Origin of the sequence: Bradyrhizobium oropedii (assembly GCF_020889685.1) — a bacterium.
GTDB classification, from domain to species: domain Bacteria; phylum Pseudomonadota; class Alphaproteobacteria; order Rhizobiales; family Xanthobacteraceae; genus Bradyrhizobium; species Bradyrhizobium oropedii.
Map to the genome: position 1 here is coordinate 1 of NZ_JACMYO010000102.1, position 23,767 is coordinate 23,767.

Below are 23,767 nucleotides of genomic sequence, written 5' to 3' on the forward strand. Positions count from 1 at the left end.
GTGCCGACCAATGTTGCGGGCCGGGTGTCCTCGCCGGTTGCAGGCGCCTCGGCCTTGCGCTGCGCCAGCGCGCTGGTCAGGCTGGTGAGTGCATCGGATCCGGCCGGGAAGCCTGCCTCGGTCAGGATCTTGTCGATCATCGGCTTGAATGCCGAGACCGACAGCAATTGCGCGGCGAGGCCGTCGCCGAGCCCGAGCCCGCCATTGCCATTGGCATGGCCGTTGGCGCCGCCGCGGCCGAGCATGCTACCGGTGTCGAAGATCCGGATATCGGAGATCTTCTCGATCGGCTTCACCGCCTCGGCGAGCGCGCTCGGGATCACGTTGATCCGCGCCAGATTGAGATCGTAGTCGATCATGTCGGCGCTCAGTCTGTTGCGCGCCTCTGCCTTCATCGTCGCGACTTCGGCTTCGGCCTGGCCGAGCGCCTTGACGCCGGCGGCACGGGTGGTGGCGGCCGCCGCATCGGCCTTGGCGAGCACGTTGGTGGCTTCCGCCTTGTTGGCGGCGGCCTGGCGTTCGGCCTCGGCCATGACCGTGATCGGCATCGCGTCGGTCTCGGCCGCTTTGCGCGCCGCGATCACGTTGATGATCTTGTCCCGCTCGGCGATTTCGGTGGCGCGGGCGGTGGTGACCTTTTCCTCGGCGGAGATCGCGACGGCACGCGCGGTCTCGGCAATGGTCTGGGCCTCCGACTGCTCCTTGCTCTTGGCCGCGACCGCGATCGCGCTTTCCTGGGCTACGATCTGAAGGTCGCGCTCCATCTCGGTATTGCGGCGCTTGACCGCGAGATCAGCCTCGATCTTGCGGGTGTCGCGGGCCTGGTTGGCCTCGGTCTGCTTGTTGGCGACCGCGAGCTCCTGCTGAATGCGGTATTCGGCTTCGTTCTGCAACGCGGTCTGTTCGACCTGCGCCGTCTGCGCCCGCATCGCGGCGGTCTTGTTGGCGATGTCGCGCTGCTGGGCGAGCTCGGCCTCGCGCTTGGTGCTTTCGATCGTCAGCGTGGTCTGCCGCGCCACCAGGTCCTGCTGGGCGATATTGACCTCGGTGGTGCGGACGATCTGGTTGCGCTCCTGCTCACGCTCCTTGGTGATCTTGGTCAGAGTGGTCAGACCGTGCGCGTCGAAGAAATTGCTCGGGTTGAAATGCTTGATGTCGCTCTGGTCGAGCCGGGTCAGCGACACCGATTCCAGCTCGAGGCCGTTGTTCTGGATGTCGGCGCCGACTGCGTCCTGCACCGCCTTGACGAAGGTGGCGCGCTGCTCCTGCAACTCTTCGAGGTTCATCGTCGCGGCGACCGAGCGCAGGCCGTCGACGAATTTGGCCTCGACCAGCTCGCGCAGCTCGGCCGCGTCATTGGTGCGGTTGCCGAGCGTCTGCGCGGCGAGTGCGATCGACGAGGAGTCGGGTTTGACGCGCAGATAGAACTCGGCGCCGATGTCGACGCGCATGCGGTCCTTGGTGATCAGCGAGTCCGGGCCGCCGCGTGCGACCTCGAGCCGCAGCGTCTTCAGGTTCACCGCGGCGGTGGAGTGGAAGATCGGCAGCACGAGCGAGCCGCCGTCGAGCACCACCTTCTGGCCGCCGAGGCCGGTGCGGACATAGGCCTCATCGCGCGTCGAGCGCTTGTAGAGCTTTGCGAACAGCAGACCAATAACGAGAATGGCAATGACGCCGATGGCGACGGGTATAGCAAGTTCCCACATGTGTTATGCCCTGTTGGAAGATTGGTGTTCGACGAGATCGGAGGGAGCGGCAATCGCGATGAAGCCTTTGGCATCGCGATCGACCAGCAGCACGCTGGCGCCGACCGGCAATGCCTCGGACTCTGCGCTGGCACGCGCCGACACGGTGTGCCAGTTGCCGAAGACATCCTTGAGACGAACCCTGCCGGGCAGGCCCTGATCGAGCGGGCCGACCGACACGGTTGCGACCTTGCCGACAAAGTCGCTGTCGTTGACCGCGTAGCTCTCGTCGCGCGGAATGATGCGGGCGAGGCCGCGGCTGGTGTTTCTGATCACGGGGACGCTGCCAGCAGCAGCTACCACCGCGGCAATCGAGACCGGGATGGCGGTGCCTACGGCATGCGCCATTCCCTGAAGCAGGAAGCCTCCGATCGAGAATATGCCGAGTATCAGGATGATCAGGATCAGGAGGGGAAGCCGCCCGGCGTTGATCCAGAGAAACAGGCCACTGAGAGCATTATGGCTCTCGGCCTCGACCGCGAAATCCTTGCCGATGAGTTCGCTGATCGAAAGTCCGACCATGGTGGTGAGCAGTTCGATACCGCCAAGTGCCACCATGATCGCAGCCGCGACCGCAAAGGGCCGCACGTCGGGGGCGAGCAGAATGTCGCCAACTACACTCATTTTTCTGACTTGATCCTTTCAAGCCGCGCCGCGATTTCCTTTTCGCGGTGCAGGCGATCGAGTTCGTCAAGCTCCTTGTCGCCGAGCACGCTTGCAGCGGGAACACCGGTGACCCGGGCGATCGCCGCCATGGCGCGTTCAGCACTCAATGTATTGGTCGTCGATTGGCCCCGGCTGGTTTCGTCCTTGGCCTCGCGGATCAGGCTTTGTTCGAGATCGGCCAATCGTGTCTCAGCCTCGCGCCGCGCGCCGAGCATGGCCTGCAGCGCCTTGGTCTGCTCATCGATTTCGAGCTCGATGAAATCCATCGCGCGTTCCAGCGCGATTACCTGCGACTCCAGGTCAATTTGTCGCGCGACGCCGGCACGCGCGAGATCCTCGCGATTTTCCGCAAGTGCGAGACGAATCTTCTCGTTCAGACCGGTCGTTTCGGTATCCAGTTCTTCACGCCGCTTCTTCAAACGGAATTCTTCGGCGCGGGACTTGCCGAGCGCATAGCGCGCTTCGTCGGCGCCGGCGTCGATCTCGCGGATTGCCTGTTTGACCAGCGCCACCTTGTTGTTGCTCTCGACGTTGTCGATGGTCTGGCTCGCGATGGCGGCAAGAAGCCGGCCCATGCGCGCAAGGATGCCTTCGTGAAGCATGGTCTTCTCCTCCGGTTGTGCTGATTTGGATTTGACGGCGATGTGGATTTCGTAGCCGCGACCATCCGAGATCAAATGCGCCGGGAAGGGGCTTTCCCAGCCCGAGACATATCCCGGCACGTCGAACGGCACCAAGACGCGCCCGCTGACAGTGCTAATGGTCAGTGAAGTTGGACCCTTGATCGCGAACAACTTGTCGTCGAGCGGTATCCGGCGGACGGCGGAGCCTGCGACGTAGTTCGCACGGTCGCGCAGACCGAGCGTTACCAGTCGCGCGGGCAGGCCGGTCTCCTTGCGGATCCTCTCGTAGGCCTGGGCGTGCAGCGAGACCAGGTTGGCGCCGACGGGAGCGACCTCGTTGAGGATCGCCATCATCCGGTCATAGGCCGCAAAGGTCGCCTCGATCGCCTCGATGCCCGACGGGTCGGGGGCGAGGGCGTAACGCAGCGTTGCGGTTGGTGTCTCGACGGGCAGCTTGATCATGTGTTTAACGTAAAGCACTTCCTCAGTGCTTTACAAGACGAGCAGTCGGTATCATTTTCGTGAGCCCAGATGCAGTTGCAAATGAGTTGCAATAACGGATGAGTTCGGCCAAGCTGGCGCAATGGACGCTCGGACTCCTGAAATGTCTTCCGTTTCCGTTCCCAACGCCGCCGTGCCGGGCGGCTGGCGGGATGATGCCGGACATGCGCGGAGCCTGCCGGAGGTCAACGCGACCGTCGCGGTACCAACCGGCGGCCTGTGGTGGCGGCGGCTGCTGGCCTTCGCCGGGCCGGGCTATCTGGTCTCTGTCGGCTACATGGACCCGGGCAACTGGGCCACCGATCTCGCGGGCGGATCGAAGTTTGGCTACACGCTGCTGTCGGTCATCCTGCTCTCGAACCTGATGGCGATCCTGCTGCAGGCGCTCTCCGCGCGGCTGGGCATCGCCACCGACCGCGATCTGGCGCAGGCCTGCCGCGCCACCTATTCGCGCCCGGTCAACCTGCTGCTCTGGCTCGCCTGCGAGGCCGCGATCATCGCCTGCGACCTCGCCGAGGTGATCGGCACCGCGATCGCGCTGAAGCTCTTGTTCGGCATTCCCCTGATCGGCGGCGCGCTGCTCGCGGCGCTCGATGCGTTCCTGCTGCTCCTCCTGATGAACCGCGGCTTCCGCTTCCTCGAAGCCTTCGTGATCGCGCTGTTGATCGTCATCGCGGTCTGCTTCGCCGTCCAGATCGCCGCCGCGGCGCCGCCGATTGCCGGCGTGCTCGGCGGCTTCATGCCGTCGCGCGAGATCGTCACCAATCCGGAGATGCTCTACATCGCGATCGGCATCATCGGCGCCACCGTGATGCCGCATAACCTCTATCTGCACTCCTCGATCGTGCAGACCCGCGCCTATCCGCGCACCGAGGCGGGCCGGCGGGACGCGATCAAATGGGCGACCACCGACTCCACCATCGCGCTGATGCTGGCGCTGTTCGTCAACGCCGCGATCCTGGTGCTGGCGGCTGCGACCTTCCACAAGAGCGGCCATTCCGACGTCGCCGAGATCGACCAGGCGTTCGAGTTGCTGTCGCCGCTGCTCGGCCTCGGCATCGCCTCAACGCTGTTTGCGGTGGCGCTGCTGGCATCCGGCCTCAACTCGACGGTGACCGCGACGCTGGCGGGCCAGATCGTGATGCAGGGCTTCCTCGACCTCAAGCTGCCCGACTGGTTGCAGCGGTTGGTGACGCGGGGCATCGCGATCGTCCCGGTCATCGTGGTCGCCGCGCTCTATGGCGAAAGCGGTACTGCGCAGCTGTTGGTGTTCAGTCAGGTCGTGCTGTCGATGCAGCTGCCGTTCGCGGTGATCCCGCTGGTGCGCTTCGTGTCCGACAAGCGCAAGATGGGCGCGTTCGCGATCTCGGTCCCGGTTGCGGTGGCGGCGTGGATCGTCGCCGGTTTGATCGTGGTCCTGAACGTGAAGCTGCTCTATGACACGATCTTCGGCACCTAGAGCGCCTGATCGAAAGCGCTAGTCCTGCGGCTCGGCCAGCACCTCGCCCGTGGCATCGACGCGCAGCCAGCCCGACGGCGCGAGCCGCTGCTGCGGCAGGAAGCGGCCCTTGTAGTCCATCTTCTTGGAGCCCTCGATCCAGTAGCCGAGATAGACGTAGGGCAGCCCCTGCCGGCGGGCGCGGGCGATGTGGTCGAGGATCATGAAGGTGCCGAGCGAGCGGGCCTCAAGCCCCGGCTCGAAGAACGAATAGACCATCGACAGCCCGTCGCTGAGCACGTCGGTCAGCGCCACCGCCATCAGCTCGTCGCCGCGGCCGGTGATGGCGCTGTCGGCATTGCGCTTGCGGTACTCGATGATCCGGGTCTCGACATGGCTGTCCTCGACCATCATCGCGTAGTCCAGCACGGTCATGTCGGCCATGCCGCCGTTGCGGTGGCGGCGGTCGAGATAGGCGCGGAAGACCGAATATTGCTCGGATGTCGGCACCGCGGTGCGCTGCTCGCCGATGATGTCGGCGTTGCGGGCCAGTACCTTTCGGAAGTTGCGGGAGGGGCGGAATTCGTTGGCGACCACCCGGACCGAGACGCAGGCCCGGCACTGGTCGCAGGCCGGGCGGTAGGCGATCGACTGGCTGCGGCGGAAGCCGCCATGGGTCAGCAAGTCGTTGAGGTCGCCCGCTTTGTCGCCGACCAGATGCGTGAAAACCTTGCGCTCGTGCCGGCCCGGGAGATACGGGCAGGGAGAGGGCGCCGTCAGATAGAACTGAGGGGTATCACGCGAGTGCTGGGTCACGTCTGATCGTCGGGCTCCACAAACAATACAGGCAGCCGAGTTAGCATCGCCCCCCGGAGGCTAACGGTCAATTGGTTTAGGCGGGCCTAATAAGTGGCCCGCGCCGCCGGGGTGACCTGGGTCCGGACCGAGCTGTTGATAATCACGGTTCCGAGGATGATGTCGTGCAGCAGCCGGCGGCGGCCGTTGAGGAGCCCGACCAGCAGCACCAGCGGCGACAGGAACGAGATCGTCACCCAGAACAGCACCGCGTGGACGGCGCCGAGCACGAAATAGCCGCGCGCGCCGTACCAGGTGCGCAGTTCCAGATCCATCATGCGCATGCCTGGCGTGGCCGAGTGCTGGCCGCCGATCGAGGCGCCGTAATAGACGATCGCCCAGACGATCGAGGCCGGCGACACCAGCCAGAACAGCGCCCAGCCGAGGCCGAGCGTAACGAGGCCGAACACGGCAATGAAGATCACCGCGAGGATCACGGGCACCGACAGCACGAAGAGGTCGATCAGGAATGCAAACACACGCCGCGTCAGCACGCCGCGGAACAGTTCCGGCTGCATCGACGGATCGAACGCATGCGGGGGAACGCCGCCGTCGCTGCGCCAGGCTTCGCTGCGCCACGCGTTGCCGCCATTGCCATAGGACATGACCAACCTCCGATGAAAGTCCCGCGCAGGACATGGGAACAGGAGGTTCGCCTGCCAAGGCTGCGCGAACATTAACTAGCCGAAATATTCCGGCGATTCGGCGGCCATCGGTGGTCGCGGAACGTGTATGTTGCGTCCGGCAAGCCGAGAGGAACCCATGAGCACGCGGATCGGGCTGCGCTGCAGGTGCGGAGAGGTCTTCGGTGTCGTCTCGAACCCGTCGCCCAAATCGGCCAATCGTGTGACCTGTTACTGCGATGATTGCCAAGCGTTTCTTCATCAACTCGGCCGCGCCGATCTGCTCGATGCACACGGCGGCACCGATATCGTCCAAGTCGCGCCGTCATCGCTCAGCTTCTTGCAGGGGCAAGACAAGATCGCAGGCGTCCGGCTGACGCCGACGGGGCTGTTCCGCTGGTACGCGACGTGCTGCAACACCCCGGTCGGCAACACGCTGACGCCAAAGGTCCCGTTCGTCGGAATTGTCGCGCCCGTGTTCGACGGCGGCGCGGACCGTGCCGATGAAGCATTCGGCAAACCGGTCGGCGCGATCCTCGGGAAATATGCGGTCGGCGAGGCGCCGAAGGGCTCGACCGGATTGAACCTGTCGCTGATCGTGCGCGTGATCGGCAAGGTGCTGGGCTGGCGCCTGCGCGGAAAGGCGTGGCCGCATCCGTTCTTCAGCCGCGAGACCGGCGCGCCGATTTACCCGCTGACCGTGCTGACGCAACAGCAACGCGACGCACTGCGTCCGCTGTGTGGCCCGCATCCGACGGCGCCGGCCGCGGGCCAGACGGAGCTCAGCCCTCCGCCTTGATCTTCTCGGCGGCCTTCGGCGCGAAATAGGTGAGGATGCCGTCGGCGCCGGCGCGCTTGAAGCCGACCAGGCTCTCCATCATCGCGCGCTCGCCGTCGATCCAGCCATTGGCGGCGGCGCCCGCGATCATCGCGTATTCGCCGGACACCTGGTAGACGAAGGTCGGCATCGCGAAATGGTCCTTCACGCGGCGGACGATGTCGAGATAGGGCATGCCCGGCTTCACCATCACCATGTCGGCGCCCTCGGCGATGTCGAGCTCGACCTCGCGCAAGGCCTCGTCGGAATTGGCGCTGTCCATCTGATAGGTGCGCTTGTCGCCGGTCAGCGTCTTGGCCGAGCCGATCGCGTCGCGGAACGGGCCGTAGAACGCCGACGCATATTTCGCCGCATAGGACATGATCTGCACGTCGCCGAAACCATTGTCGTCGAGCGCCTCGCGGATCGCGCCGATGCGGCCGTCCATCATGTCCGACGGTGCGATCACGTCGCAGCCGGCCTCGGCCTGGGTCAGCGCCTGCTTCACCAGCACCGCGACGGTCTCGTCGTTGAGGATCCTGCCGCCCTCGATCAGCCCGTCATGGCCGTGGCTGGTGAAGGGATCGAGCGCGACGTCGCAGAGCACGCCGATGTCGGGAAACTCCTTCTTGATCGCGCGCACCGCCTGGCAGACCAGATTGTCGGGATTGAGCGCCTCCGAACCTTGCTCGTCGCGCAGCGACGGTTCGGTGAAGGGAAACAGCGCGATGCAGGGGATGTTGAGCTTGGCGGCGCGTTCGGCGTCGCGGACGATCTGGTCGACGGTGAGCCGCTCGACGCCGGGCATCGAGGCCACCGGGGTGCGGGTGTTGTGGCCGTCGACCACGAACATCGGCCAGATCAGGTCGTCGGTGGTCAGCACGTTCTCGCGCACCAGGCGGCGGGCCCATTCGGTCTTGCGATTGCGGCGCATCCGGATGGTGAGGTCGAGCGAGGGGGAGGCGAGGGCATCGGTCTGGCGCCGCGGCGTGTCGCGCAGTTCGATCGGGCGCCCGAATTTGATCGCCATGTTGTCTTCTCCTCGAGGGACGGCTGGTTTGGACCTGATATAAGTCCAGTTCTAGCACCTGTCAGGGGCGCCGTCATTGCACCGCCACTGCGTCCCGGGCGCCCTTGATTTGCCGCAACGGCAATTGATTTTGCGTCCCCGGCGGGCCAAGACTGCGCCATGAACCCCATTTTGCAGCCGTTGCGCGGCGATTCGGATGTCTGACACCTCTGCACGCGATCAGGCGCGCGACAACGCCATCTCGGTGAGCGCGATCTCGTCCGACCGGATCCAGCCGGACGACAATGCGTGGACGCGACGCCTCGTCATCTTCCTGCGCATCATGGCCGTCGTCTCGGTCGCCAAGGGCCTCTATCACTGGGCCCAGGTGACGGGCTTCGTCGGGGGCGAGGAGGAGGCCTTCGAGAACCAGTCGATGGCCTGGCAGACCGCCACGATCTATTTCGCCGTCATCGAGCTCGTCGCCGCCGTCGGGCTCTGGCTGGCGACGCCCTGGGGCGCCGTGGTCTGGCTCACCACCGTGGTGTCGATGGCGGTCATCGAGCTGATGTTTCCGGGCATCTATGGCGGCAGCCTCACCGTGGTCGGGTTCGAAGCCCTGATGCTCGCGGCCTATCTCGCGCTCGCCTGGATGTCGGCGCGCGAACGCCCGCCATAGGCCCGCGTGCAATGACGGCCTGATGCACTGTTGCCTGGAGGCGACAGCGCGACGAATAGCCGATGGCGTCCGCCATTATATTGCAGCCGTGCGCCCAACGAGAAGACAGCGTCGCTGGTTCTGCTAGGTGGTTGCCACAGATCGCACCCCTTTCGAGGCGCCCCCATTCCCGGAGCGTCTCCGCGGGACCTGCCGTCGGGACCCATTTCTCCGGATCTCGGTGCGTGTGCCGGCCGGCTTTGCGCGGGCCGACGGCGGAACCGATCTGGCCACAGCAACGCATGAGGACCGCTTGCGCGCATCGCGTGCAGGTCCCGCCGATGCACTCCCATAAAATTTTCAAAGAATTTTCCGGTAACCGATCGGTCACCGTAAAGGGTTCCCTCACACACGTTACGCCGTCGTTTCGAATTCAGACGAGGCTGTTTCCGAATGTGACAGGGGAGGCAGACGAAGCGTGAACAGGAGCCTGCCACCGTCAATGAAAAGTTGCGAAAAGCCCTTGATCCATGGGCTTAATCCACGATTCACTGTCTTAAATTCATGATCTCTTTATTCTCTTATTTAAGCGGATATTCAAACGGCCCCCTTACGTTGGACCTATCAGGCGGGACACAAGTTTCGTCGAATAAAGTCGATAAAAACGACAAACAGGGGAAGTGTCATGATGAAAGCCGTTGCGACAACGGCGGCGGATGCCGCTGATCGCGCTGCCGGCCAAGCTCCGGTGCAGCCGCTCTATCTCGAAGCCCTGACTTTGGTGGAGCGGCTGCATCGCCGGCTCCTCGACGTCATCAAGGACGAATTCGATCGTCGCGGCCGCGCCGACATCAACTCCGTGCAGGCGCTGCTCCTGTACAATATCGGCGACAAGGAACTGACCGCCGGCGAGCTGCGTACCCGCGGCTACTATCTCGGCTCCAACGTCTCCTACAATCTGAAGAAGCTCGTCGAGCTCGGCTTCCTCGATCATCAGCGCTCGCGCGTCGATCGCCGCTCGGTCCGCATTCGTCTGACCCCGCAGGGCCAGGAAGTCCGCAAGATCGTCGACGCGCTCTATCAGAAGCACGTCAAGACGGTCGAGCAGGTCGGCGGCATCTCCAACGAGGAGTTCGCGAGCCTCAACAAGTCGCTGCATCGCCTCGAGCGCTTCTGGACCGACCAGATCCTGTATCGCCTCTGAGCCTTCCTCTTTTCGCCTGATGGCCAAGCCGGCCGCTTGAGAAGACCGGCAGCCTTCCTCCAGTAACGCATCGGTCATGCCCGGCCGATGCGTTTTTCGTGCTGCATTTGGTTCATGCTGCACCTGCGAAAATAAATGGGTCCCGGCGAGGAACCAAGGCATTCCCTGCGCTTTATCTCGTTTCCCGACGTGTCGAGATCCGATCTCGTCACGCCCGGATGCTTTAGACGCGTTTTCTTCATGCGAACTGGTGCCCACTTCGCTTGAGAACGCTCTGATGGAGAAGCGGGACATGCTGGTCGAACGCGGGATCGAGGTGCTGAATGTCGAGGTCGTCGGTGACGCCTACGCGATCGCCTCGAATTATCTGCGCAAATCCGGCGCCATTCCCGACACTTTCGCCACCAATGAGCGCCTGCTCGGCATCATCGTGAAGCTGTTCCAGCGCGGTGAGCTGAACCGACTCCGCCTCGCCAACAAGGCGATCGCGAAGTTCGAGGCCGAGACGCTGGTGGTCGCCTGAGCGTCAACCCGGAGACTTCAATGGAAGCCGCTATCGATCGCATCATGCAGACGTACGATCTGCTGCTCAACCGCACGTCCGCTGCAAGCGACGAAGCGCGGGCGAAGGTGACAGAGTACGTGCAAACGCTGTTCGATGCGGGCGAGCGCGATACGCATCGGCTAACCGTGTGCGGGCTGACCTATCTGCGCCAGCTCGACGGCAGCACCGACCATGTGAAGGCCGGGTACACGGGACTGTAGAGGCTTGCGCTCCCTGTTTCTGGTTCAACTGTCAAACAGCCACTCGGTGTCATCACCCGCGAAAGCGCACGCGGGTGATTCAGAATTCCAGAGACGCCTGCGCTTGAATCGATAAGTCGCGGCGTACTGGATCTCCCGGTCGAGCCCGGCGATGACATCGGAGCGAGTACGCAACTCCTCCCGCGCGTCGTCCCTGCGAACGCAGGGACCCATACTCCGCGGCGGATGTTGCGATCAGGATTCGTCGTTCCAACATCGCGCGTCAGTCAGCATTTGTGGTTATGGGTCCTGCTTTCGCTGGGACGACACCGTGTTTGTTGCCGGCGCGGTTCGTCGTCCGGGGGAGGGGCTGCGTGGCTTATTGCTTGGATCGTTGTAGGACGAAGGCGGCATGAAACACCAGTCCGTCGTCGGTGCGCACTTCAATCGCAACATCATTCTCCCCGCCGGAATGACCGGCGTCTCTGGCAATGCCAGCCAGCGTGTTCGCAGCTTCAACCTTGGCGGCTTTCAGATCTGCGAGGTCCAGCCCCTCTTCATCGGGGTAGAGGTCGCCGTCGTCCCTGATGTCAAAGAAATAGCGGGGCATTTCCATTGCTCCTCGAGCAATGGTGAGGAACAGCCATCCGATAGATTGTGTTCCTATTCAGGTGACAACAGTCCTGGCGACGACAGCCATTCGCTCAAATGAGCGGCCGTATCGGCCTGCCGTGCCTTCTGCAACAGCCGCTCCTTCTCGATTCCGGTGGGAAGAGCCCTTGCTTCCTCGCGCAGGCTCTTGGCCTCTGCGAGAAGGCGATGTTCCAGAGAGTGCGTTTGCTTGAAACGACGACGCCTGAACATGCGCTGTCCTTTCCTGCTGGAAGAAGGCGGGAGCGCAATTGGCGTTCTCATCACCGATGGATACCGGGGGATACCGGGACCGCGCGGTGACGCTCGATAACTTTTGCGCAGAGCGAAACGTTCCTGTGGTTCCGCTGGAACGAACGGGAACCGGGGGAGTCGATATTCAGCTCCCGGCCTTTGCCCCCAAGCTCCCCGGGAGTAGCGATCCCCGGTGCTGTGAAATCTCTGGTGCCGGGGGTCGTTGGTCGGGGCCGGTCCTCGGGAGCAGCCGCCGCGCTGCGGTTTCCCGATGAAATGTGAAGGGGCTGAGGCCAAGGTTCGATCATTCCTGCGGAGGCGAGTTACCCCTTCATGGGTATGAGACCTCGGTGCGCCTCGCGCGACCTACATTCATCAGGATTTTGCACGACCTTCCTGGGGCTAGAGCCAGCGCCGCCCGCATGTATTTTAAGCGGGCGGCGTTGTGTTGCGAGTTGATCATGCGCGATCCAGACCGGCGACAAATTCTGTTTGCTACGGTGGCGGTATCCGCCTCGAGCTTGATTTCCGCAGAACGATTGTTGGCGGCTGACCTACCGAAGGTCGGCCTCGTACATCCAGGACCCAAAGGCCCGATCCCATCGATCAGCGCGGTCGTCGCGGGTATGGCGGTGCTGGGCCATGAAGATGGCAGGACCGTCGCCCTCGAATATCGGTTCGCCGAGGGCAAGCTCGATCAGTTGCCGTTAATTGTGCGAGATTTGATTGAACTGGACGTGAAAGTGATCGTTGCAGTGGCCGGAGAAGCGTTGGTCGCGGCAGCACGGATTACGAACACGGTACCGATTGTGAGCGCCACCGCGGGGGGCGACTTTGTTTCGATGGGCCTCATAAAAAGCTGGGATCGCCCCGGCACTAACGTGACCGGCATGAACTTGATCGCCGATGAAGCCGCGGCCGCCCGGGTTGAGATAGTGCGAAAGATATTGCCGGTGGCGAGAACTCTGGCGGTTCTCGTCAATCCTTATCCCGGCAACGACGAATTGCTCAGTGCTATGCGAGCCGCGTCCTCGAAAGCAAACATCAAGCTCGTGACGCTTGAGATCGGCAAGGTCGACGATCTAGAACCCGCAATCGTCGATGCCAAGCGGAACGGTGCTGATGCAGTCACGAGTTTGCAGGGGCCGTTCTTTTTCTTCCAACGCAAGCTTCTGGCCGACTTGTCTCTTAAACATAAAATTCCGCTAGCGATGAGCGAGGCATTGGCTGCTGAAGCGGGCGCATTGCTGCAGGTCAATCCCGATGTTCCCGGGTGCGCCGAGCGCTCGGCTAACTTCGTCGATCTGATCCTCAAGGGCGCAAATCCGCGCGATCTCGGGATCGAACGGTACAGCCGATACGATGTCGTGTTCAATCTGAGGACGGCGAGAGAACTCGGCATAAGCCTCAGTCCAGATACGATCAAGGGATCGAAAGTGATCGAGTAGCGAGCCTCTGACTGTCGAGCGACAATATTTCGCGGGCATTCGTTTGGAGCAGAGACCTCGAGATCTTCGCGTGGAGGGGCCGACAGAGGCTCGCTCAAATCAAGGCAAGCAAAAAAAAGATCGGCGAGGTGCGACGATTTGCTGCACGGCGTAGTTGCGCCGTGCGGCTTGCCGAAGGCTGAGGCGAATGGTCGCTAGGGACACGCAGACGCGAGATCGGCGAGCGATTCCCTGATCCGATGGGACCGCGCTTTCCGACTGGCGCTGCGACCACATGACCGGATGCAGCCAGCGATCGCCAGGCTGCTTCTGAATATTCAGGAGGAAGCCTCATGATCTCGTCCCACATGCGCCTGTTCGGCGCGGTCGTCGCGTTGTTGCTTGGGGCGAGTGGTCCGGCGCCTGCGCAGCAGCTCGAGCTCAAGCTGATGGCGCCGGCAGCGCCCGGCGGTGGTTGGGATCAGACCGCGCGTTCGATGCAGCAGGCGCTGGTTGCCTCAGGTGTCGCGCGCAGCGTCCAGGTCACCAACGTGCCCGGCGCCGGCGGCAGCGTCGGCATCGCGCAGTTCGTCAACGGCGCCAGGGGCGACGGCAACCAGATGATGGTGAACGGCTTCGTCATGGTGGGCGCGCTCGCCATGAACAAGTCGCCGGTCACGCTGGATCAGGTGACGCCGATCGCGCGCCTGACCGAGGAGATCCAGGTCATCGTGGTGCCGGCGAATTCGCCGCTGAAGACGGCGCAGGATCTCGCCGCCGCGCTCAAGGCCGACATCGCCAAGGTGACCTTTGCCGGCGGCTCGGCCGGCGGCGTCGACCATGTGATGGCGGCGCTGTTCGCGGGCACGGTCGGCGCCGATGCGAGGAAGATCAATTACATTCCGTTCTCCGGCGGCGGCGAGTCGCTCGCCGCCATTCTCGGCGGCAAGGTCACCGCCGGCATTTCCGGCCTCAGCGAATACGATGGCCAGATCAAGGCCGGCAAGCTGCGCGCACTCGGCGTGACGTCGGCGCACCGTCTGCCCGGTGTCGACATCCCGACCTTCAAGGAGCAGGGGATCGAGCTGGTGCTCGCCAACTGGCGTTCGGTGGTCGCACCGCCCGGCATCACGCCGGAGCAGCGCAAGGCGCTCGGCGATGCCGTCGAGAAGATGGTGAAGTCCGACGCCTGGAAGGACATCCTGAAGCAGAAGGGCTGGGATGACGCCTATCTCGGCGGCGATGCATTCGCGGATTTCCTCAAGAAGGAGATCACGCGCGTGACCGAGGTGCTGAAGTCCGTCGGCCTCGTGAAGTCATGACGCTGGACGCCGCTTCCGGGAAGCTGCCGGCGCGGCGCGTCGACCGCGCGGGGGTCGTCATCGCGGCCGCGCTTGCCGTGCTCGCGGCGGTCCTGGTGTGGGACGCCAGCAAACTGCCTGCGACCACGATGTACGGAATGGGGCCGGAGGCGATGCCGATCGTCATCGCGATCGGCCTCGTCATCCTTGCCGTCGGCAATCTGATCGACGCGCTGCGCGGCAACCTGCCGCCGCGCGAGAGCATGGATCCGAAACCGGTGTGGCTGATCATCGCTGGCCTTGCGCTCTTGATCGGCATCATCGGCTTCGGCGGCGGCTTCATCCTCGCCACCTCGGCACTGTTCGTCACCACGTCTGCCGCCTTCGGTCGCCGCGCCGTGCTGGCCGACACCGTCATCGCTCTGCTGATCACGACCCTCATCTATCTCGCGTTCGACAAGTTGTTGACGCTGAGCCTTCCCGCCGGCCCGCTGGAGCGACTGCTGTGATGGATACGTTCGCCGCGCTGGCGCATGGCATGGCGGTCGCCATGCAGCCGATCAACCTGCTCTACGCCCTGATCGGCGTGTTCCTCGGCACCGCGGTCGGTGTGTTGCCGGGCATCGGTCCGGCGCTGACGGTCGCGCTGCTGCTGCCGGTAACCTACAAGCTCGATCCCGGCGGTTCGCTGATCATGTTCGCCGGCATCTATTATGGCGGCATGTATGGCGGATCGACCACCGCGATCCTGATCAACACGCCGGGCGAGAGCGCGTCGATGGCGACCGCGCTGGAGGGCAATAAGATGGCCAAGGCCGGCCGTGGAGGCCCGGCGCTGGCAACCTCGGCGATCGGCTCGTTCGTCGCCGGCACCATCGCCACCATCGGCCTCGCGTTTCTTGCGCCATGGCTGGTCGACTTCGCGGTGCGCTTCGGGCCGGAGGATTACTTCGCGCTGATGTGCGTTGCCTTCGTCACGGTGTCGGCGACCTTCGGTGACTCGCCGGTGCGCGGCCTGACCAGCCTGTTCATCGGCCTGGCGCTCGGGCTGGTCGGCATCGACAAGCTCACGGGTCAGGCGCGGCTTGCGTTCGGCATCCCCGAGCTGCTCGACGGCGTCGAGGTGACGACGCTCGCGGTCGGTCTGTTCGCGGTGGGCGAGGCGCTCTTCGTCGCCTCGCGCCGTCATCACGCCGAGGAAAAGCTCGAGCCGGTGCGCGGCTCGCTGTGGATGACGCGGGAGGATTGGCGACGCTCGTGGAAGCCGTGGCTGCGCGGCACGCTGTTCGGCTTTCCGATCGGCGCGCTGCCGGCGGGCGGCGCTGAGATCCCGACCTTCCTGTCCTATTCGACCGAGCGGCGGCTGACCAAGCATCCGGAGGAGTTCGGCAAGGGCGCGATCGAGGGCGTCGCCGGACCCGAAGCCGCCAACAACGCCTCCGCCGCCGGGACGCTGGTGCCGCTGTTGACGCTTGGGCTTCCGACCTCGGCCACCGCGGCGATGATGCTGGCGGGTTTTCAGCAATACGGTCTCAACCCGGGTCCGCTGTTGTTCGCGGAGCGGCCCGATCTGGTGTGGGGCCTGATCGCGAGCCTGTTCATCGCCAACGGCATGCTGCTGGTGCTCAATTTGCCGCTGGTCGGGCTATGGGTGCGGCTGCTCGCGATCCCGCAACCGTGGCTCTATGCCGGCATTCTGGTGTTCGCCACCATGGGCACGATCGCGGCCAAGCCGTCGGTCGTCGAGCTCTCGATGCTGGCGGCGTTCGGCGTGATGGGCTTTCTGATGCGACGGTTCGATTTCCCGATCGCGCCGGTCGTGATCGGATTGATCCTCGGCCCGATCGCCGAAAGTCAGCTGCGCCGCGCGCTGGCGATCAGCCTCGGCGATCCCATGGTGCTGCTGCAGAGCCCGATGTCGGCGACCTTGCTCGGCATTGCGCTGATCGCGCTGGCCGCGCCGTTCGTGCTGAGGGGATTGGGGCGGTTCAAGGCGAATGAGGATTAGGTCGTGAGCCGATCGATCTGCCGGCGGGAGGCTCGCCGGAGTCCGTCATGCACCGATGGCAGACCAAATTGACCGGCACAGAGATGGCGAGGTCGCCAAACATTTGTGTGATCGGGAAATAACCAGACTCCAGTTTCGGTCTTCCCTTCAGAAAGGAAGCTGAACAATGAAGATCATTTACCTTCTGGCGGCACTGCTGCTTGCGCCATCTCTCGCGACCGAGGCCAGTGCTCATCTGCGAACCGACAAGAGCAGCAATCGCGAGCACGTCGCCGCTCGGACGGCGATTGCCGGTCCATTGCAGGGATACGGGATTGTCGGTCGTCAGGTCGCAGCTCCGCCATGGAGCGCCGCGTGCACGAACGATTTGGGCTCGCAACAATGTGACGAGCCGATGTGGGTCTATGGAAGCCCCGACTATGTCGCGCAGTTCAGGAATGCATTCTGACCCGCGCGCTCAGGATAGCGATGACAGGGCGGCTGCGGCCGAAATGACTTTGGCTGCCTTGAGGAAACCCCCGGCATGTAAAAGGCCCGCTCCGGGGCTCGCATTTCGGAGCGGGCCAGTCTGGGCGCGGCAAATTTCGCCGCGGCGCGAACCTAGCGCGAGATGCTGACACCACGCTGACGTGGGTCGAAAAAGAGAGGCGGCTGAACTCCGCCTCTCTCGATGATCGCTTTATGAACAGAATGCTTCGCTGCATTCTCACCATTTGTAGCCGATGCTGGCCGTGAAGCGGCGGCGATCGCCGTAGTAGCAGGACGTGATCAGCGCACAGCTTGCGACGTAGATCTTGTCCGCCACATTCACGATGTTGAGCGCCGCGCGCCAGTTGTTGCCCCCTTCATAGTGCAGGGCAAGATCGCCGAGCACGAAGGCGGGAACACGCGCGGTGTTCGCGGTGTCGGCAAAGGACGAGCCGACATAGCGCACGCCGCCGCCGAGGCCGAAGCCGGCGAGCGGGCCGTCGCGGAAGGTGTAGTCGGTCCAGACCGAGGCGAAGTCGCGGGGAGTATTGGTCGGCACGGTCCCGATCAGCGCCGGATTGAGGTCCTTGCTGACGAACAGGTCGTAGTTGGTGTAGCTCGCCACCAGCTTGAAGTCGCGCGTGATGTTAGCCACCGCCTCGAGCTCGACGCCGCGCGAGGTGACCTCGCCATTCTGGGTCTGGAACATCGGGTTGTTCGGATCGGTGGTCAGCGCATTCTTCCGCTTCAGGTCGAAGTAGGCGACGCTGAAGCGTGCATTGAGCCCGACCGGCTCGTATTTGACGCCGACCTCGCTCTGCTCCGGGGTCTCCGGCAACAGCAATTGGCTGGCCGCATTGAGACCGATGATCGGGTTGTAGCCGGTCATGTAGGAGACGTAGGGCGCGACGCCGTTGTCGAAATTGTAGATCGCGCCGACGCGGCCGGAGAACTTGCTGTCCTGACGGCTCTGATCGGCTCCGATCCGGTTTTGATTGACGAGATCGACCCAGTCCTGTCGCCCCGACAGCACCACGGTCAGCCGGTCGAGCTTGACCTGGTCCTGCAGATAGAGCCCGGCCATGCCCTGGTTGAGATAGGCGTTCTGGTACAGCGGACCGCCATAGGTCGTGTTGGTGCCGTAGACCGGATTGAGCAGATTGAGATTGGTGCCGACGCCAAAGCCCTGGCGGTCGTCGATGCCGTAGTGCTTGAGGTCGAGGCCGAACAGCGCGGTGTGCTGCAGGATGCCGGTGTTGAAGCTGTACTCGAGCTGGTTGTCGAGGTTGAACTGGAGCGCGTTGCCGCGGGGCGTAGAAATTGCCGCGCGCAAGATCGGCCGCCGCCGGCGTCGTCGCGTAGCCGAGGCCGTAGAGGCCGGTGTAGTACACGTCGACATGGGCCGCGCGCGCATTCTGACGGAAGTCGAGACTATCGGTCAGGCTTTTCTCGAACTTGTAGCCGACCGTCTCCTGCTCGCGGCGGAATTGGTCGGCGCTGGGATCGCCCGTGAAAAGGCTGGTCGGAATCTTGCCGAACGGCGCGTTGGTGACGGTGCCGACATAGGGCAGGAAGTTCTCCGCCCTGGTGTTGTTGTGCGCGGCCGTGGCGTAGACGGTGAGGCTGGTGTCGGTATCACGCCAGGTCACCGACGGGGCGAAGAAGAAATTGTTGTCGTAGGTGTAGTCGGTCTGGGTGCCGCCGCCCTGCGCCTGGCCGACGAAGCGGTACAGCACTTGTCCATTGCCGGATTGCTGCGGGACCACGCCGCCGATGTCGAACGCAGTATAGCCGTTGCCGAAATTGTTGACGCCGGCTTCGATGTAGCGAATGGGCTCGGCCGACGGCATCTTGCTCACGGCGTTGACGAGGCCGCCCGGCGCCGAGCCGCCATAGAGGATGCCGGAGGGACCGCGCAGCACCTCGACGCGCTCGAGGTTGAACGGCTGCAGCTTCCAGCTTCCATAGGAGGTGTAGAACAGCTGCAGGCCGTCCAGGAACAGCGACTCGTTCTGTGCGGGGAAGCCGCGGATCAGGAACCAGTCGTTGCGGAAATCGGAACCGTAGGTGCCGCCGATCACGCCCGGCGAGTAGCGCAGCACTTCGTCGAACTTGCTGACGATCTTCTGGTCGCGGATCTGTTCGGCGCCGATCACGGTCACCGATTGCGGCGTCTGGATGATCGGCGTGCTGGTCTTGGTGCCGCTCGAGCTCTGCCGCGCCAGATAGCCGGCGACCGGACCGTTGGCGCGCTCGTGTCCGCCGCCGGCGCCTGCGGCCTGCTGCGCGGCCTGAGGTTGTGTTGTCACCGGTGCGGCAGCTGCGCGGCGCGCGGCGCTTCGTGCGCGCGCGGTCCGTTGTGAGGGCTGCTGCTGCGATCGCGCCGATTGCCGGTGCGGCGCATCGACCGTGACCGACGGCAATTGCGTCTGCGCCAAGACCTCGTCCGCACCAGCAACCGAAAGCATCACCAAGGCCGAAGCAGCAAGCCGCTGCGGCCGAATCCATCCGTCCGTCATTCAACGCCCCCAAAGAGAAGTTTCTTCGGCGTCGTTATCACGGTGATTTTCGGGAACAGCGCGCGCGCCGTTAGAAGCTATCGAAGCCGTGCGCAATGCTGGAGTGTGTGACTGAGAGACAACGGAGTACGACGCGCAATTGCACGCATCACATGAGAGCCTTGAATCGATCCAGTGTTGAACGATTCAACAATTGAACGATTCAAAAATCGTGTCGTGAGTCGTGCGCTCGCTGACTTCGTAAGTCACTCGCTCGTCGACTCGATCCATCGTGATCGATCGCGTCATGATCGGGTGAGACGCAGGTCGCGTGATCAAGCGGTCGGATCTCGCGCGGCTCGCGAACGGTGGACACCTCAGTCGTAGTCCGGACGTCGGCGTGGCCGGGAAGGGGGCGTCCCGTCCGCCCCGGGGCCTCGGCGGCCATGCCCGGAAGGCGGCCGGAACCGCGCTCCCCCGGAGCGGCCCGGCCGGGTGGCAATCCCCGCCGTCCCCACCATATCTGGCATAATTGACCGCCGGGGACCGCAACCGCTTGGCCATTTTAGGGTGATGTGATAACGCTCTGAGACCAGCTTCGACCGCCACTCGTGACCGTCCGCATCCCTAAGTAAAGGCTTGCGGCGGTGGAGATATTTCGCCGATGACCTCTTCCTCCAAGGCCGCTTCCGCGCCCGATTCCTTCTTCACGGCAACCCTTGCCGAGGCCGATCCCGAGATCGCCGCCGCGATCAAGGGCGAGCTCGGCCGGCAGCGCCATGAGATCGAGCTGATCGCCTCCGAGAACATCGTCAGCCGCGCCGTGCTGGAGGCGCAGGGCTCGGTGATGACCAACAAATATGCGGAGGGTTATCCGGGCGCCCGCTACTACGGCGGTTGCGAGTGGGTCGACGTCGCCGAGAACCTCGCGATCGAGCGCGCCAAGAAGCTGTTCGGCGCCGGCTTCGCCAACGTCCAGCCGAACTCCGGCAGCCAGATGAATCAGGCGGTGTTCCTGGCGCTGCTGCAGCCCGGCGACACCTTCATGGGTCTCGACCTTGCGGCCGGCGGCCATCTCACCCACGGCTCGCCGGTCAACATGTCCGGCAAGTGGTTCAAGGCCGCGCACTACACGGTGCGCCGCGAGGACCAGATCATCGACATGGATGAAGTCCAGAAGCTGGCCGAGCAGGTCAAGCCGAAGCTGATCGTCGCCGGCGGCTCGGCCTATTCGCGCGCGTGGGACTTCAAGCGCTTCCGCGAGATCGCCGATTCCGTTGGTGCGTATCTGCTGGTCGACATGGCGCATTTCGCCGGCCTCGTCGCCGGCGGCGTGCATGCCTCGCCGGTGCCGCATGCCCACGTCACGACAACGACGACGCACAAGTCGCTGCGCGGTCCGCGCGGCGGCCTGATCCTCAGCAATGACGAGACGCTGGCCAAGAAGCTGAACTCGGCGATCTTCCCCGGTCTGCAGGGCGGACCGCTGATGCACGTGATCGCCGCCAAGGCGGTGGCGTTCGCCGAAGCGCTGCGGCCGGACTTCAAGGTCTACGCCAAGAACGTGGTCGAGAACGCCAAGGCGCTGGCGGAGACGCTGCGCGGCCACGGCCTCGACATCGTGTCCGGCGGCACCGACAACCATCTGATGCTGGTCGACCTCAGGCCGAAGGGCCTGAAGGGCAACATCTCCGAGAAGGCGCTGGTGCGCGCCGCGATCACCTGCAACAAGAACGGCATTCCGTTCGATCCCGAAAAGCCGTTCGTCACCTCGGGTCTACGTTTGGGCACGCCGGCGGCGACCACGCGCGGCTTCGGCGTTGCCGAGTTCAAGCAGGTCGGCGGGATGATCGCGGAAGTGCTGAACGCGCTGGCGCAGTCGCCGGACGGCAAGGCGCCGCTGGTCGAGGCCGCGATCAAGGAGCGCGTCAAGGCGCTGACCGATCGCTTCCCGATCTACTAAGAGGTAGAGGTCCCGTCGGATGCGTTGTCCGAGCTGCAATTCTCTCGATACGCAGGTCAAGGACTCGCGTCCGACCGAGGACTCCGCGGTGATCCGCAGGCGTCGCGTTTGCATGGCCTGCAATTTCCGCTTCACGACCTTCGAGCGGGTGCAGCTGCGCGAGCTGACGGTCATCAAGCGCAACGGCCGCCGCGTGCCGTTCGATCGCGACAAGCTGATGCGCTCGCTGCAGATCTCGTTGCGCAAGCGCCCGGTGGAGTCCGAGCGGGTCGAGAAGATGGTGTCCACCATCGTCCGCGAGCTGGAAAGCGGCGGCGAGGCGGAGGTCTCCTCGGAGGCGATCGGCGAGATCGTGATGGAGCATCTGCGCCAGCTCGACGACGTCGCCTATGTGCGCTTCGCCTCGGTCTATCGCAATTTCCGCGAGGCCAAGGACTTTGAGGCGGTGCTCGACGAGCTGACCGGCGAAGAGGACCCGCGGATCGCGACGTTGCGCAAATGATCTTCCGGATACTGGAAGAGCAGCTCGGGCAGAAAGCCAAAGAGGCCAAGGAAACAGCGAAGGCCGCCGATCAGCGCTTCATGCAGCTCGCGCTTGCGCTCGGCCGCCGAGGCCTCGGGCGCACTTGGCCCAATCCGGCGGTCGGCGCCGTCATCGTCAAGGACGGCGTGGTCGTCGGTCGCGGCTGGACTCAGCCCGGGGGACGCCCGCATGCCGAGGTCGAGGCGCTGCGGCGCGCAGGCGACGCCGCGCGGGGCGCCACGCTCTATGTCACGCTCGAGCCTTGTTCGCATTTCGGCCGCTCGCCGCCCTGTGCGGACGCCGTCGTGGCGGCGGGGCTTGCCCGCGTTGTCTCGGCGATCGAGGACCCCAATCCGGACGTTGGCGGCAAGGGGCACGCCAGGCTGCGCGCCGCCGGCATCGCGGTCGATGTCGGGCTGTGTGCGGCGGAGGCCGCGCGCGACCATGCCGGACACTTCCGCCGCATCACGGACAAGCGCCCGCACGTCATCCTCAAGCTCGCCGTGTCCGCCGACGACAAGATCGCGGCCAGCGGCCATAAACCCGTTGTGATCACCGGGGAGGCGGCGCGAACGCGCGTGCATCTGTTGCGCGCGCAGTGCGACGCGATCCTGGTCGGCATCGGCACGGTGCAGGCCGATGATCCGCTCTTGACCTGCCGGTTGCCCGGCATGGCGGCACGCTCGCCGGTGCGGGTCGTGCTCGACCGCGCGCTGCGGATCTCGGGCGACAGCCGCCTGGTGCATTCCGCGCGCGAGACGCCGCTTTGGGTGATGACATCTGACATGGCGGAAGCGCCTGCCGTGGTGAAGCTTGGCGCCGCCGGCGCACAGGTGATCCGCGTTGCGGCCGGCGCGCCCGCGGGGCTCGACCGGCCGGCCGTCTTGCATGCGCTGGCGGAGAAGGGGACGACGCGGCTATTGGTCGAGGGCGGCGCGCGCGTGGCAAATTCTTTCGTTGCGGCGGGCCTCGTCGATGAAATCTGGCTGCTGCGCGGACCTGATGCGATCGGTGCCGATGGCGTTCCCGCGCTGGACGCAATGCCGCTCGACGCAATCACGCAGTCGCCCGCGTTTCGGGTTCGTGCTAGCGAAACCCTCGGCAAAGACAGTCTCAATATCTACGAGCGTGCGTAATGTTTACCGGAATTGTCACCGATATCGGTGAGATCACCAGCCTGAAGCCGGTCGCGCAGGGGCAGCTGCACCGGATGCGGATTGCCTGCGACTACGACCAGAGCACGATTGCCGACGGCGCCTCGATCGCCTGCAACGGCGTCTGCCTCACCGTGGTCGCCTCCGGCACCGCTGACGGCAAGACCTGGTTCGACGTCGATGCCGCGGCCGAGACGCTCGGCATGACCACCGCCAAGGACTGGGGGCAGGGCGGCCGGCTCAACCTCGAGCGCGCGCTGAAGATCGGCGACGAGCTCGGCGGTCACATCGTGGCCGGCCACGCCGACGGGATCGCCACCATCGTCAAGCGCGAAGATCTGCCCGACATGGCGCGGTTCGAGCTCAAAACCACCCGCGAACTGGCGCGTTTCATCGCGGCCAAGGGATCGATCACGCTGGACGGCGTGTCGCTGACCGTGAATACGGTCGACGACGTCACCTTTTCGGTGCTGATCATCCCGCACACGCTTTCCGTCACGACCCTGAGCGGCTGGAAGGCCGGCAGCGAAGTCAATATCGAGGTCGATCTGATGGCCCGCTACGCGGCAAGGCTGTCGGAGATGAAATGACGGCGTAGCCGTCATTCCGGGGCTATGCGCACGCATCGAGCCCGGAATCTCGAGATTCCCCGGTGCA

24 protein-coding genes and 1 pseudogene are annotated in these 23,767 nt (G+C 64.3%); 15 read left to right on the forward strand and 10 right to left on the reverse strand.

Annotation, left to right across the window (positions count from 1 at the left end; all coding sequences use genetic code 11):
- The 3 genes from H8A95_RS25750 to H8A95_RS25760 all read right to left on the reverse strand — a co-directional run.
- Positions 1-1,706: flotillin family protein (locus tag H8A95_RS25750; protein WP_229185699.1), on the reverse strand; the 1,706-nt coding region annotated here is incomplete at its 3' end.
- 3 nt (positions 1,707-1,709) lie between these two features.
- Positions 1,710-2,369 (reverse strand): OB-fold-containig protein, encoded by a 660-nt coding sequence (locus H8A95_RS25755; RefSeq protein WP_229185700.1) that lies wholly within the window; start codon positions 2,367-2,369, stop codon positions 1,710-1,712.
- Positions 2,366-3,496 (reverse strand): PspA/IM30 family protein, encoded by a 1,131-nt coding sequence (locus H8A95_RS25760; protein WP_229185702.1) that lies wholly within the window; start codon positions 3,494-3,496, stop codon positions 2,366-2,368. The genes H8A95_RS25755 and H8A95_RS25760 overlap by 4 nt, the downstream gene beginning before the upstream one ends.
- Positions 3,497-3,617: 121 nt before the next feature.
- Here H8A95_RS25760 and H8A95_RS25765 point away from each other — a divergent pair, with 121 nt between their 5' ends.
- Entirely contained in the window at positions 3,618-4,994 is a 1,377-nt protein-coding gene (locus H8A95_RS25765) for an Nramp family divalent metal transporter (protein WP_229185703.1), read from the forward strand.
- Positions 4,995-5,012: 18 nt separating this feature from the next.
- On the opposite strand, the gene H8A95_RS25770 is transcribed toward H8A95_RS25765, so the two are convergent.
- Positions 5,013-5,789, reverse strand: coding sequence for an arginyltransferase (locus H8A95_RS25770; protein WP_163149692.1), 777 nt, complete (start codon positions 5,787-5,789; stop codon positions 5,013-5,015).
- An 86-nt stretch (positions 5,790-5,875) separates the two neighbouring features.
- Positions 5,876-6,433 (reverse strand): RDD family protein, encoded by a 558-nt coding sequence (locus H8A95_RS25775; protein ID WP_229185705.1) that lies wholly within the window; start codon positions 6,431-6,433, stop codon positions 5,876-5,878.
- Positions 6,434-6,590: 157 nt separating this feature from the next.
- On the opposite strand from H8A95_RS25775, the gene H8A95_RS25780 reads away from it, so the two are divergent.
- The gene (locus H8A95_RS25780; protein ID WP_229185706.1) at positions 6,591-7,250 is read left to right on the forward strand and encodes a DUF6151 family protein; all 660 of its coding nucleotides are present in this window, start codon (positions 6,591-6,593) and stop codon (positions 7,248-7,250) included.
- Here the strand turns inward: H8A95_RS25780 and hemB are convergent.
- Positions 7,234-8,298, reverse strand: a complete 1,065-nt coding sequence (hemB, locus tag H8A95_RS25785; RefSeq protein WP_229185708.1) for a porphobilinogen synthase — start codon at positions 8,296-8,298, stop codon at positions 7,234-7,236. The genes H8A95_RS25780 and hemB overlap by 17 nt on opposite strands.
- Before the next feature lie 196 nt (positions 8,299-8,494).
- Here hemB and H8A95_RS25790 point away from each other — a divergent pair, with 196 nt between their 5' ends.
- From H8A95_RS25790 to H8A95_RS25805, 4 genes are all read left to right on the forward strand, one after another.
- Positions 8,495-8,956: a DUF6163 family protein gene (locus tag H8A95_RS25790; RefSeq protein WP_163149684.1), complete on the forward strand. Its 462-nt coding sequence runs from the start codon at positions 8,495-8,497 to the stop codon at positions 8,954-8,956.
- 664 nt (positions 8,957-9,620) lie between these two features.
- Positions 9,621-10,139 carry a transcriptional regulator LdtR gene (ldtR, locus tag H8A95_RS25795; protein WP_024583358.1) on the forward strand — a complete coding sequence of 173 codons (519 nt, stop codon included), beginning with the start codon at positions 9,621-9,623 and terminating at the stop codon, positions 10,137-10,139.
- A gap of 292 nt (positions 10,140-10,431) precedes the next feature.
- A complete protein-coding gene (locus H8A95_RS25800; RefSeq protein ID WP_050627401.1) occupies positions 10,432-10,662 on the forward strand; it encodes a hypothetical protein in 231 nt (76 codons plus the stop codon).
- Between the two features lie 20 nt (positions 10,663-10,682).
- Entirely contained in the window at positions 10,683-10,904 is a 222-nt protein-coding gene (locus tag H8A95_RS25805) for a hypothetical protein (protein ID WP_050422593.1), read from the forward strand.
- Between the two features lie 358 nt (positions 10,905-11,262).
- On the opposite strand, the gene H8A95_RS25810 is transcribed toward H8A95_RS25805, so the two are convergent.
- Entirely contained in the window at positions 11,263-11,493 is a 231-nt protein-coding gene (locus tag H8A95_RS25810; protein ID WP_229185710.1) for a DUF6894 family protein, read from the reverse strand.
- Between the two features lie 53 nt (positions 11,494-11,546).
- Entirely contained in the window at positions 11,547-11,747 is a 201-nt protein-coding gene (locus H8A95_RS25815) for a hypothetical protein (protein WP_229185712.1), read from the reverse strand.
- 482 nt (positions 11,748-12,229) lie between these two features.
- Between H8A95_RS25815 and H8A95_RS25820 the strand changes: the two genes are divergently transcribed.
- From H8A95_RS25820 to H8A95_RS25840, 5 genes are all read left to right on the forward strand, one after another.
- The gene (locus H8A95_RS25820) at positions 12,230-13,216 is read left to right on the forward strand and encodes an ABC transporter substrate-binding protein (protein WP_229185714.1); all 987 of its coding nucleotides are present in this window, start codon (positions 12,230-12,232) and stop codon (positions 13,214-13,216) included.
- 332 nt (positions 13,217-13,548) lie between these two features.
- Positions 13,549-14,517: a Bug family tripartite tricarboxylate transporter substrate binding protein gene (locus H8A95_RS25825; protein ID WP_420839455.1), complete on the forward strand. Its 969-nt coding sequence runs from the start codon at positions 13,549-13,551 to the stop codon at positions 14,515-14,517.
- Positions 14,514-15,005, forward strand: a complete 492-nt coding sequence (locus H8A95_RS25830; RefSeq protein ID WP_229185716.1) for a tripartite tricarboxylate transporter TctB family protein — start codon at positions 14,514-14,516, stop codon at positions 15,003-15,005. Before H8A95_RS25825 ends, H8A95_RS25830 begins: the two co-directional genes overlap by 4 nt.
- The gene (locus H8A95_RS25835) at positions 15,005-16,504 is read left to right on the forward strand and encodes a tripartite tricarboxylate transporter permease (protein ID WP_229185718.1); all 1,500 of its coding nucleotides are present in this window, start codon (positions 15,005-15,007) and stop codon (positions 16,502-16,504) included. The genes H8A95_RS25830 and H8A95_RS25835 overlap by 1 nt, the downstream gene beginning before the upstream one ends.
- 166 nt (positions 16,505-16,670) lie before the next feature.
- Positions 16,671-16,952 (forward strand): hypothetical protein, encoded by a 282-nt coding sequence (locus H8A95_RS25840; protein ID WP_229185720.1) that lies wholly within the window; start codon positions 16,671-16,673, stop codon positions 16,950-16,952.
- A gap of 258 nt (positions 16,953-17,210) precedes the next feature.
- On the opposite strand, the gene H8A95_RS44535 is transcribed toward H8A95_RS25840, so the two are convergent.
- Positions 17,211-18,305: a TonB-dependent siderophore receptor gene (locus tag H8A95_RS44535; protein WP_420839456.1), complete on the reverse strand. Its 1,095-nt coding sequence runs from the start codon at positions 18,303-18,305 to the stop codon at positions 17,211-17,213.
- 598 nt (positions 18,306-18,903) lie between these two features.
- Positions 18,904-19,491, reverse strand: a pseudogene (locus H8A95_RS44540) (TonB-dependent receptor plug domain-containing protein); the annotation flags it as partial.
- Between the two features lie 643 nt (positions 19,492-20,134).
- On the opposite strand from H8A95_RS44540, the gene glyA reads away from it, so the two are divergent.
- From glyA to H8A95_RS25865, 4 genes are read left to right on the forward strand one after another with little or no spacing between them, the layout of a single operon-like run.
- The gene (glyA, locus tag H8A95_RS25850) at positions 20,135-21,433 is read left to right on the forward strand and encodes a serine hydroxymethyltransferase (protein WP_229185722.1); all 1,299 of its coding nucleotides are present in this window, start codon (positions 20,135-20,137) and stop codon (positions 21,431-21,433) included.
- A gap of 19 nt (positions 21,434-21,452) precedes the next feature.
- Positions 21,453-21,935 (forward strand): transcriptional regulator NrdR, encoded by a 483-nt coding sequence (gene nrdR / locus H8A95_RS25855; RefSeq protein WP_229185723.1) that lies wholly within the window; start codon positions 21,453-21,455, stop codon positions 21,933-21,935.
- Positions 21,932-23,092: a bifunctional diaminohydroxyphosphoribosylaminopyrimidine deaminase/5-amino-6-(5-phosphoribosylamino)uracil reductase RibD gene (ribD, locus tag H8A95_RS25860; RefSeq protein WP_229185725.1), complete on the forward strand. Its 1,161-nt coding sequence runs from the start codon at positions 21,932-21,934 to the stop codon at positions 23,090-23,092. The genes nrdR and ribD overlap by 4 nt, the downstream gene beginning before the upstream one ends.
- Complete coding sequence (locus H8A95_RS25865) at positions 23,092-23,700, forward strand: riboflavin synthase (RefSeq protein ID WP_229185727.1); 609 nt, start codon at positions 23,092-23,094, stop codon at positions 23,698-23,700. Before ribD ends, H8A95_RS25865 begins: the two co-directional genes overlap by 1 nt.
- The last annotated feature ends 67 nt before the right edge of the window (positions 23,701-23,767 follow it).